The following is a 10,464-nucleotide window of genomic DNA, read 5'->3' as shown; positions in this document are numbered from 1 at the left end:
AGATGTGTATAAGAGCCAGGGATACGCGTACTCGCCCCAGTCCGTTCTGCGCGTCACGGACTAGCTCTTCGCCGCCGCGGCCTTGGTCTTGGTGGCCTTGGCAGCCGGAGCGGACACCGCCTTCGCGGCGTCGTCAGCGGTGGCGGGGGCCGCGCCCGCCGCGTCCGCACCCGGTTCGGCGGCGGGCTCCTCGGGCCGGACGCCGACGCCCAGCTTCTCCTTGATCTTCTTCTCGATCTCGTTGGCGAGATCGGGGTTGTCCTTCAGGAAGTTGCGGGCGTTCTCCTTGCCCTGGCCGAGCTGGTCGCCCTCGTACGTGTACCAGGCGCCGGCCTTGCGGACGAAGCCGTGCTCCACGCCCATGTCGATCAGGCCGCCCTCACGGCTGATGCCCTGGCCGTAGAGGATGTCGAACTCGGCCTGCTTGAAGGGCGGCGCGACCTTGTTCTTGACGACCTTGCAACGGGTGCGGTTGCCGACCGCCTCCGTGCCGTCCTTCAGGGTCTCGATGCGGCGGATGTCGATACGCACCGAGGCGTAGAACTTCAGCGCGCGGCCACCGGTCGTGGTCTCCGGGGAGCCGAACATCACGCCGATCTTCTCGCGGAGCTGGTTGATGAAGATGGCGGTGGTCTTGGACTGGTTGAGCGCGCTGGTGATCTTCCGCAGGGCCTGGCTCATCAGACGGGCCTGCAGACCCACGTGGCTGTCACCCATCTCGCCCTCGATCTCCGCGCGCGGGACGAGCGCGGCGACGGAGTCGATCACGATGAGGTCGAGGGCGCCGGAGCGGACCAGCATGTCCACGATCTCCAGGGCCTGCTCACCGTTGTCCGGCTGCGACAGGATGAGGTTGTCGATGTCGACGCCCAGCTTGCGGGCGTACTCGGGGTCGAGGGCATGCTCCGCGTCCACGAAGGCGACTTGGCCGCCGGCCTTCTGGGCGTTCGCCACCGCGTGCAGGGTCAGGGTCGTCTTGCCGGAGGACTCGGGGCCGTAGATCTCCACCACTCGGCCACGCGGCAGGCCGCCGACGCCGAGGGCGACGTCCAGCGCGGTCGACCCGGTCGGGATGATCTCGATGGGCTCCTTCGACCGCTCGCCCATGCGCATGACCGCGCCCTTGCCGAATTGTCGTTCAATCTGTGCGAGCGCGGCGTCGAGCGCCTTCTCGCGGTCGGTTCCTGCCATGGGTTCCACCCGGTTTGCTTGAGTCGATCGCTTCACGTGAAAGACGCTAACGCCTGCCACTGACAATGGGCCCCGACGCCCGCCCGACCTGTGGATAACTCGGGCACTTCTCCACGAAAACCCTGCCGAACTCCCGTCGGCAGCCGCGCCGGAGCCTCCATAAGAATGGATGTTCGAATTTAGTGTCAAGCGACACCACGGGCCATCCGGAGGACTTCCACAGAACCTCGGACCCCTTCGACAGGCCTTCCCACGCGGCCGCGGCGCCCGGAGGCCGCGCCCTACGGAGTACCGCGTTCCGGCCCGGGGTCCCCCTCCGTGCCGGCGCCATTCTCCGGCCCGGCGTCGCGCTCGGACCCGGCGTCGGCCTCGGGCCCGGCCTGCGCCTCGGGGCCGTTCGTCGGTCGGTTCGCCGGGTGCCGCCGGTCCGCCTTCTCATCCAGCAGTCTGCGCAGCCGCGTGAGAGTGCGGGAGCCACGTCTGCGGTGCCCGTGCACCCGAGGGTCGTCCGTGACGTCGTACCGCTTCACGTACGCCCCGAGGAAGGCCTGCAGGGTGGCGATGGCGGGAATGGCGATGAGCGCGCCGACCGCCCCGAGGAGGGCGGTGCCCGCGATGACCGACCCGAAGGCGACGGCCGGGTGGATGTCCACGGTCTTGGCGGTCAGCTTGGGCTGCAGCACGTAGTTCTCGAACTGCTGGTAGATGACCACGAAGACGAGGACCCACAGCGCGTACCAGGGGTTGACCGTGAAGGCGATCAGCATCGGCAGCGCGCCCGCGAGATAGGTGCCGATGGTCGGGATGAACTGCGAGACCAGGCCGACCCAAACCGCGAGCGCGGGCGCGTAGGGCACGTCGAGGTACTCCAGCAGGACATAGTGCGCCCCGCCGGAGATCAGCGCCATCAACCCGCGTGAGTAGAGATAGCCGCCGGTCTTGTCCACGGCGATCTCCCACGCGCGCAGCACCTCGGCCTGCTTCGCGGGCGGCAGCACGGAGCACAGCGCCCGCCGCAGCCGTGGGCCGTCGGCGGCGAAGTAGAAGGAGAACAGGGCGATCGTCAGCAGTTGGAAGAGACCGCCCAGGACCTGCGCGGAGACGTCGAGGACGCCCGTCGCGCTGTTCTGCACATACTTCTGGAGCCAGTCGGAGCGGAGCAGCCCCTCCTGGATGTCGACCCGCTTGAGCTCGGTGTGGAAGGTGGTGTTGATCCACCTGATGACGGAGTCGAGGTAGGCCGGGAAGTCCTCGACCATCTTGATGATCTGGCCGGCGAGCATCGAGCCGAGCAGGGTGACGAAGCCCGCGGCCAGGACCAGTGTGATCAGGAAGACCAGGAAGGTGGCGAAGCCCCTGCGCAGCCCCTTCGAGGCCATCCAGCTCACCGCGGGCTCGATCGCGAGCGCGAGGAAGAACGCGATGAGGATGTTGACCAGCAGCCCGATCAGCTGGTGGAACGCCCAACTGCCCAGTTGGAAGACGGCGACGAGGGAGAGCGCGAGCACCATCGCGCGCGGCAGCCAGCGCGGCATACGGCCGTTCGGCGCGGCACCGGGACCCGGGTCGGCCGGGGGGCCGACGGGAGGTGTCGTACCGTACGGGGGTGCCTGCTGCTGGGACCTCGCGGTCTCGTCTGTGGGAGCCACGCACCAAGTTTCGCCCACGCCACCGACAATCAGACCCCGCCCCCCGATCCTCCGGCGCAACGACCGACGTCCGCTTGGTGAAGTGCCGGGTGTTTCAGCGGTTTTCGGCGGGAACGCCCATGGTCGCGCACACCACGCGCCACACTTCCTTGGCCTCCCAGCCCGCGTCCAGCGCCTCGTGGACCGTACGTCCGCCGAGATCGGACATCACATGATCGCGCGCGAAGGTGTCGGCGTACCCCGCACCGAAGTGCTCCGCCATCCGCTGCCAGAAGACCGTCAACCGCATGAGTCCAGTATCCCGCCCCAGGGGGTGGGCCTGCCCGGGACGGCTTTCCGATACCGCTTTCCACCCTACGGTCGGTGCCATGGCCGAAACCGGAGCATCTCCACTCCCCTCGTCGTCCCCGGCGCACACCCCGCTGGCTCGCGCCGAGCAGTTCATCTGGCTGACCGCGCGCGTGCTGGAGCAGCGCCGCTTCGCCTACCACTTCCTGGAGGGGAGCGCCGACGCGGTGGAGACCGCGCTGGCCGCCTACCGCAACGCCGACGAGGGCTACGGGCACGCGCTCGAACCCGATCTGCGCGGCCCCGTGAGCCAGCCGCTGCACACCGGGCACGCGCTGCGCGTCCTGGACTCGATCGGGCGCTGCGGCGGACAGCGGGTGGAGCGCGTGTGCCGCTATCTGACGTCGGTGTCGACCCCGGACGGCGCGCTCCCCGCGGTGCACCCCAGCCAGCGCGGCTATCCGGCGGCCCCGTTCGTGCCGATCGTCGACGACCCGCCCAGTGATCTGCTGGCCACCGGGCCCGTGGTGGGCCTGCTGCACCGCAACCAGGTGTGGCACGCGTGGTTGTTCCGGGCCACCGACTTCTGTTGGCAGGCGGTCGAGTCCCTGGAGAAGTCGCACCCCTACGAGGTGCACGCCGCGGTGGCGTTCCTGGAGTCGGTGCCGGACCGCCCGCGCGCGCGGGCCGCCGCCGACCGGCTCGGCCGCCTGGTCCGCGAACACCGGCTCGCCGCGCTGGATCCGCAGCGGCCCGGCGACTTCCCGGTGTCGGCCGGTTACGCGCCGGGCGAGCACCACTACCCGCACGACTTCGCGCCCACCCCGGAGTCCCTCGCGCGCGCGTGGTTCACCGACGAGGAGATGTCCCGTTCCCTCGACTTCCTGGCGCGCGAGCAGACGGACGACGGCGGCTGGCCGATCCGCTGGCGCCAGTGGGCGCCGAGCACGGCCATGGAGAGCCGCCCGATCGTGACGATCGAGGCCCTGCGTACGCTGCGGGCGTACGGACGTCCGATCGGCTGAGGCTCGCCGCCGCAGGGCCGTCGGGGGCGTCATGCGGTCGTACGCCCGTCGTGGCGGGCGTCAGCCCGTGATCGCCCGCACTCCCGCCGTCACGAGCACCGCCGCGGCCACGACGATCAGGAAGGGCGCACGCCGGAGGAGCGCCAGGGCGGCCGCGACGAGCCCCGCGGCCCTCGCGTCCACCACCAGGTCGTGGCCGGTGGCGAAGGTCTGCTGAGCCGTGAGTGCGGCGAGAAGGGCCACGGGCAGCAGGGCGGCGAGGCGGCGCACGGCAGGGCGTTCCAGGACGCCCTCGGGCACCATCAGGCCGATCAGCTTGACCGCGTAGCAGCCGACGGCGGTGGCGAGGACCGCGATCCAGACGTTCACCGGACGTCCCCCTGCCTGTCGCCGCGCAGGCCGTCCTCGCCCTGCGGGTCGGGCACGCCGTCGTCCTGCCCGCCCTCCGGCCGACCGTCTCCCCGTCGGCAGCCCATCCGCGCACCGTCGGCCCCGCGTCGGCGTCCCTCCGCCCAGAGCACCAGCGGGGCTGCCGTGGCGGCGAGCAGGACCGGGACTCCGGCCGGCAGGACGGGCAGCAGGCCCAGCCCGAGCACGACGGCGATGCCCGCGACAGCGCGCTCCGCGGCGGTCTTCAGCATCGGAGCGAGGAGGGCCAGGAAGACGGCGGGTCCGGCCGCGTCGAGCCCCCAGGCACCGGTGTCGCCGATGGCCTCGGCGCCGAGCGCGCCGAGCAGTGTGGTGAGGTTCCACAGCACATAGAGGGTGAAACCGGTGACGGTGAAGCCGATACGGCCGGCCCGGCGCGTGGGCTGGGCGAGGGCGACGGCCGTGGTCTCGTCGATGACCCACTGGGCCGCGAACGGCCGCACCGCGCGCGGGAAGGCGAGCATCTGGGAGAGGCGCAGCCCGTAGAACGCGTTGCGCACGCCCAGGAAGAACGCCCCGGCGGCAGCCGTGAAGGGGTTGCCGCCGGCCGCGAGCGCGCCCACCAGGGCGAACTGGGAGGCCCCGGTGAACACCAGGAGGCTCAGCGCGCAGGTCTGCGGCAGGCTGAGCCCGCTGCCGACCGAGGTCACCCCGAAGGCGAAGCCGGACAGGCCGACCGCCACTCCGACTCCGAGCGAGTCCCGGACGACCGCTCCGTCGGATTTCTTGCCGCCGCCGTCGTCCCGTGTCTTGGCGAGGCGTGTCTGTTCAGTCACCACGCACCGGACGGTACGAGCCGTCGGTGTTATCGGTCTTGTACGTTCTTGCGCCCCCGAGCGCCGTCCGTGCCTCCTTGCGCGTCCTCCGCCCGCTCACGCCCGCCTCCGGGACCGCCCACGCGTTCGCGCTGGTAGGCCCCGGGAGGCACGCCGACGATCCGGCTGAAGTGGCGGTTGAGGTGCGGCTGGTCCGTGAAGCCGACGGCGACGGCGGCATCGACCGGAGCCGTGCCCACGTCGAGCAGGCTCCGCGCCCGCCGTACGCGGGCGTCGGTCAGCCACGCGTGCGGCGGCATGCCATAGGCCGCACGGAAGGCCCGCAGCAACGCGAAGGGACTGGTGCCGAGGTCGGCGGCGAGCCGCTCCAGGGTCGGCGGGTCCGCCATCCGCTCCGCCAGCACGGCACGCGCGCGTGCCGCGACGGAGGTGCCTGCCGTGCGGACGGGGCGTTGGGGCAGCGGTCCGCCGTTCAGGCGCAGCAACCGCGTCACGGCGACCCGGAGCAGGGTGTCCGCGGCCAGCGCGTTGCCCTCGTCGACGGCCCGCAGCACCTGGTGGACGAGGCCTGCGGCGTAGGGGTCGTCGAGCACCGGGCTCACGAAACCGGGGGTGCCGCGGATCGTGGTGGTCTCGGCGGCGATCTCGGCCACCAGGTCCGCCGGCGGGTAGACCGCGCCGTACCGCCAGCCCTCGGGAACCCCCGCGCGGCCGGTGTGCGGGGTGTCCGGGTTGACGAGGGCCAGGGTGCCCGGACCCGCGTACTGGTCGGCGCCGCCGTGGTGGAACACCTCGACGCCGTCGGCGATGGCCGCGATCACGAAGCTTTCGTGGGTGTGCCGCACGAACCTCTTCTCGACGTAGGTCGCCCGCAGCAGGTCGACCCCGGGCAGCTCCGCGTACCGCCAGTGTCTCGCCCGCTCCACCGAACCCGCCATACCCCCATTCTGCGACCGGTCCGAACGACGAACCCCACTGGCCCGCGCAGCCCGCCCCAGCCCAGCCCGTCCCCACCGGACCACAGCCCTCGCCCCCGGCCCCGGCCCACGCGCCCTCACGCCGGCCCACCTCGAACCGTTCACCCAGGTCCGAGCCGTTGTCAGTGGTCGGGTGCAGGATGGGGGCATGGTCAGCTCCGCAGATCGAGCCCTCGACGGCTTCTCCCCCGCGACCCGCGGCTGGTTCACGGGGGCGTTCTCCGCGCCCACCGCGGCCCAGGCCGGGGCGTGGCGGGCGATCGGCGAGGGCTCGGACGTGCTGGTGGTCGCCCCGACCGGCTCCGGCAAGACGCTGGCCGCGTTCCTCGCCGCGCTGGACCAGCTGACGTCCAGCCCGCCCCCTGCCGAACCCCGGAAGCGCTGCCGGGTGCTGTACGTGTCACCGCTGAAGGCCCTCGCGGTGGACGTCGAGCGGAACCTGCGGAGTCCGCTGACCGGCATCCGTCAGGAGTCGGTGCGCCTGGGGCTGCCCGAGCCCGAGGTGAAGGTCGGCATCCGCTCCGGGGACACCCCGGCCGCCGAGCGGCGGGCCCTGGCGACCCGTCCGCCGGACATCCTGATCACCACCCCCGAGTCGCTGTTCCTGATGCTGACGTCGGCCACGCGCGACGCACTCGCGGGCGTGGAGACCGTGATCCTGGACGAGGTGCACGCGGTCGCGGGCACCAAACGCGGCGCCCACCTGGCCCTCTCCCTGGAGCGGCTCGACGAGCTGTTGCCCCGGCCGGCCCGCCGCATCGGCCTGTCGGCCACCGTGCGTCCCGTCGACGAGGTCGCGCGCTATCTCTCGCCGCGCCGCAGGGTGGAGATCGTCCAGCCGCCGTCCGGCAAGGAGTTCGACCTGTCGGTGGTCGTGCCGGTGGAGGATCTCGGCGAGCTGGGCGGCTCCCCGGTCGCGGATGCCAACGAGGGCGCGGAGCGGCCGTCGATCTGGCCGCACGTGGAGGAGCGGATCGCCGACCTCGTCCAGGCCCACCGCTCCACGATCGTCTTCGCCAACTCCCGCCGCCTCGCGGAGCGGCTGTGCAACCGGCTCAACGAGATCGCGTACGAGCGTGCCACCGGCGAACCGCTGGACGAGCACCATGCCCCGGCGGAGCTGATGGGCGGCTCGGGCGCGGCTCAGGGAGCGCCCCCGGTCCTCGCCCGCGCGCATCACGGCTCGGTCTCCAAGGAGCAGCGCGCCCTGGTCGAGGAGGATCTGAAGGCGGGCCGGCTGCCGGCCGTGGTCGCCACCTCCAGCCTGGAACTGGGCATCGACATGGGCGCGGTGGATCTCGTCGTCCAGGTGGAGTCTCCCCCGTCGGTCGCCTCGGGCCTGCAGCGCGTGGGCCGCGCGGGACACCAGGTGGGCGCGGTCTCCACGGGTGTGGTCTTCCCCAAGTACCGAGGCGACCTGGTCCAGTCGGCGGTGGTCACCGAGCGGATGCGCAGCGGCTCCATCGAGTCCATGAGGATCCCGGGCAACCCCCTGGACGTCCTGGCGCAGCAGGTCGTCGCCATGACCTCGATGGACACCTGGCAGTTCGACGACCTCCTCGCCACCGTCCGCCGCGCGGCCCCCTTCGCTTCGCTGCCCGAGTCCGCGTTCACCGCCGTCCTCGACATGCTCGCGGGCCGCTACCCGTCCGACGCCTTCGCCGAGTTGCGCCCGCGCGTGGTGTGGGACCGGGTCGCCGGCACGATCACGGGCCGCCCGGGAGCCCAGCGGCTCGCCGTCACCTCCGGGGGCACGATCCCGGATCGGGGCCTGTTCGGAGTCTTCCTCGCGGGCTCGGACCCCAAGAAGGGCGGCGGCCGGGTCGGTGAGCTGGACGAGGAGATGGTGTACGAGTCCCGGGTCGGGGACGTGTTCACCCTCGGCACCAGTTCCTGGCGCATCGAGGACATCACGCGGGACCGGGTGCTGGTCTCCCCCGCTCCAGGTGTGCCGGGCCGGCTGCCGTTCTGGAAGGGCGACCAGCTCGGCCGCCCGCTCGAACTGGGCCGTGCCGTCGGCGCGTTCCTGCGCGAGGTGGGCTCCCTGTCCGAGGAGGACGCCCGGCTGCGGCTGCTGACCGCGGGCCTCGACGCCTGGGCCGCGGACAACGTGCTGTCCTACCTGGCCGAGCAGCGCGAGGCCTGCGGCCATGTGCCGGACGACCGCACCATCGTCGTCGAACGCTTCCGCGACGAGCTGGGCGACTGGCGGGTCGTCGTCCACTCGCCCTTCGGCGCCCAGGTTCACGCCCCCTGGGCCCTCGCCCTCGGCGCCAAGCTCTCCGAGCGGTACGGCATGGACGCCCAGGTCATGCACGCCGATGACGGCATCGTGCTGCGTCTGCCCGACGCCGACCTGATGGGCCTGGACCTGCTCGACATGGAGCCCATGAAGGCGGGCACGGAATACGACTCCGAGCAGGCCCCGCTCGGCGCCGCCGACGTCGCCTTCGACAAGGGCGAGGTCGACCAGATCGTCACCGACCAGGTGGGCGGCTCGGCCCTGTTCGCCTCCCGCTTCCGCGAGTGCGCCGCCCGCGCGCTCCTGCTGCCCCGCCGCAACCCCGGCAAGCGCACGCCGTTGTGGCAGCAGCGCCAGCGCGCGGCCCAGCTGCTGCAGGTGGCCAGCGAGTTCGGTTCGTTCCCGATCGTCCTGGAGGCGGTCCGCGAATGCCTCCAGGACGTTTTCGACGTCCCCGGACTGACCGAGCTGATGGGCGACATCGAGTCCCGCAAGGTCCGCCTCGTCGAGGTCACCACCCCGGAGCCCTCCCCCTTCGCCCGCTCCCTCCTCTTCGGCTACGTCGCCCAGTTCCTGTACGAGGGCGACTCCCCGCTCGCCGAGCGCCGCGCAGCCGCCCTGTCCCTGGACTCCCGGCTGCTCGCCGAGCTGTTGGGCCAGGCGGAGCTGCGTGAGCTGCTCGACGCCGACGTGCTGGCCGAGCTGGAGCGGGAGCTCCAGTGGCTCACCGAGGACCGCCGCGTCAAGGACGCCGAAGGGGTCGCGGACCTGCTCCGCCTCCTCGGCCCCCTCACGGACGCCGAGTTGGCCGAGCGCGGCGCCGAACCGCAGTGGGCGCCGGAGCTCGCCGGGTCCCGCCGCGCCATCCGGGTCCGCGTCGCCGGCACCGCCCACTGGGCGGCGATCGAGGACGCGGGCCGCCTGCGGGACGCGCTCGGCACCGCCCTGCCGGTCGGTGTACCGGAGGCCTTCACCGAGCCGGTCAAGGACCCCCTCGGCGACCTCCTGGCCCGGTTCGCGCGCACGCACGGCCCGTTCACCTCGGCCATGGCCGCCGCCCGCTTCGGCCTCGGCGCGGCCGTCACGGACGGCGCCCTGCACCGCCTGGCGGCGAACGGCCGTGTCGTGCAGGGCGAGTTCCACCCGGCGGGCATCGGCCAGGAGTGGTGCGACGCGGCCGTGCTGCGCCGGCTGCGTCGCCGCTCGCTGGCGGCCCTGCGCCATGAGCTGGAGCCGGTGCCGCCCGCCGCGCTCGCCCAGTTCCTGCCCCAGTGGCAGCACGTGGGAGGCGGCCACGGACTGCGCGGCGTCGACGGCCTGGTCCGCGCGATCGAACAGCTCCAGGGCGCGTCCGTGCCCGCCTCCGCCCTGGAGAAGCTGGTCCTGCCCTCCCGCGTGGCCAACTACAGCCCGGCGATGCTCGACGAGCTCACCGCGTCCGGTGAGGTCGTCTGGGCCGGGGCCGGAGCCCTCCCCGGCAAGGACGGCTGGGTCTCGCTGTACGTGGCGGACGCGGCCCCGCTGCTCCTCCCGCCGCCGCACCCCCTGGAGCTGACCGCGCTCCACGAGTCGGTCCTGAGCGCGCTCGCCGGCGGCTACGGCCTCTTCTTCCGCCAGATCGCCGACCAGGTCCGCGCGACCACCCACCCCGACGTCACCGATCCCCAACTGGCCGACGCCGTCTGGGACCTCGCCTGGTCCGGTCGACTGACCAACGACACCCTCACCCCCATGCGCTCCCTCCTCGGCTCGGGCCGCACCGCGGGTTCCACCGCCCACCGCGCCAAGCGCACGGTCCCCCGCGGCCGGTACGGCTCCCTGACCGCCGCCGCGCGTCCCCAGTCCCGTACGGGCCCGCCCACGGTCGCCGGCCGCTGGTCCCTCCTC

The 10,464-nt window shown here is 72.5% G+C and carries 8 protein-coding genes; 2 read left to right on the top strand and 6 right to left on the bottom strand.

Translation table 11 applies throughout. From position 1 onward, the window contains the following. Nucleotides 1–60: 60 nt before the first annotated feature. The 3 genes from recA to GWK25_RS09280 all read right to left on the bottom strand — a co-directional run bounded on the left by recA (nucleotide 61) and on the right by GWK25_RS09280 (nucleotide 3,129). The gene (recA, locus tag GWK25_RS09290) at nucleotides 61–1,191 is read right to left on the bottom strand and encodes a recombinase RecA (protein WP_215449310.1); all 1,131 of its coding nucleotides are present in this window, start codon (nucleotides 1,189–1,191) and stop codon (nucleotides 61–63) included. Between the two features lie 281 nt (nucleotides 1,192–1,472). After that, nucleotides 1,473–2,840 (bottom strand): AI-2E family transporter, encoded by a 1,368-nt coding sequence (locus tag GWK25_RS09285; RefSeq protein WP_215449309.1) that lies wholly within the window; start codon nucleotides 2,838–2,840, stop codon nucleotides 1,473–1,475. Nucleotides 2,841–2,934: 94 nt separating this feature from the next. Further along, the gene (locus tag GWK25_RS09280; protein ID WP_184900059.1) at nucleotides 2,935–3,129 is read right to left on the bottom strand and encodes a DUF3046 domain-containing protein; all 195 of its coding nucleotides are present in this window, start codon (nucleotides 3,127–3,129) and stop codon (nucleotides 2,935–2,937) included. Nucleotides 3,130–3,208: 79 nt separating this feature from the next. Here GWK25_RS09280 and GWK25_RS09275 point away from each other — a divergent pair, with 79 nt between their 5' ends. Continuing rightward, nucleotides 3,209–4,153, top strand: a complete 945-nt coding sequence (locus tag GWK25_RS09275; protein WP_215449308.1) for a hypothetical protein — start codon at nucleotides 3,209–3,211, stop codon at nucleotides 4,151–4,153. Between the two features lie 60 nt (nucleotides 4,154–4,213). Here GWK25_RS09275 and GWK25_RS09270 read toward each other — a convergent pair whose 3' ends face one another. Genes GWK25_RS09270 through GWK25_RS09260 form a run of 3 tightly spaced genes read right to left on the bottom strand, consistent with a single transcriptional unit; the run spans nucleotide 4,214 to nucleotide 6,296 of the window. Then, a complete protein-coding gene (locus GWK25_RS09270) occupies nucleotides 4,214–4,522 on the bottom strand; it encodes an AzlD domain-containing protein (protein ID WP_215449307.1) in 309 nt (102 codons plus the stop codon). Further along, nucleotides 4,519–5,358, bottom strand: coding sequence for an AzlC family ABC transporter permease (locus GWK25_RS09265; protein WP_308404475.1), 840 nt, complete (start codon nucleotides 5,356–5,358; stop codon nucleotides 4,519–4,521). The genes GWK25_RS09270 and GWK25_RS09265 overlap by 4 nt, the downstream gene beginning before the upstream one ends. A gap of 29 nt (nucleotides 5,359–5,387) precedes the next feature. Beyond that, entirely contained in the window at nucleotides 5,388–6,296 is a 909-nt protein-coding gene (locus GWK25_RS09260; protein WP_251828784.1) for an AraC family transcriptional regulator, read from the bottom strand. 187 nt (nucleotides 6,297–6,483) lie between these two features. On the opposite strand from GWK25_RS09260, the gene GWK25_RS09255 reads away from it, so the two are divergent. After that, nucleotides 6,484–10,464: ATP-dependent helicase (locus GWK25_RS09255; RefSeq protein WP_215449306.1), on the top strand; the 3,981-nt coding region annotated here is incomplete at its 3' end.

The organism is Streptomyces sp. ATCC 21386 (assembly GCF_018728545.1).
Classification (GTDB): Bacteria; Actinomycetota; Actinomycetes; order Streptomycetales; family Streptomycetaceae; genus Streptomyces.
This window is presented reverse-complemented; position numbering and strand designations above follow the sequence as displayed.

What these genes read in the sequence shown, in the direction of transcription:
- GWK25_RS09260 (WP_251828784.1), bottom strand. Translation starts at nt 6,296, where the DNA reads ATGGCGGGTTCGGTGGAGCGGGCGAGACACTGGCGGTACGCGGAGCTG.
- recA (WP_215449310.1), bottom strand. Translation starts at nt 1,191, where the DNA reads ATGGCAGGAACCGACCGCGAGAAGGCGCTCGACGCCGCGCTCGCACAG.
- GWK25_RS09280 (WP_184900059.1), bottom strand. Translation starts at nt 3,129, where the DNA reads ATGCGGTTGACGGTCTTCTGGCAGCGGATGGCGGAGCACTTCGGTGCG.
- GWK25_RS09275 (WP_215449308.1), top strand. Translation starts at nt 3,209, where the DNA reads ATGGCCGAAACCGGAGCATCTCCACTCCCCTCGTCGTCCCCGGCGCAC.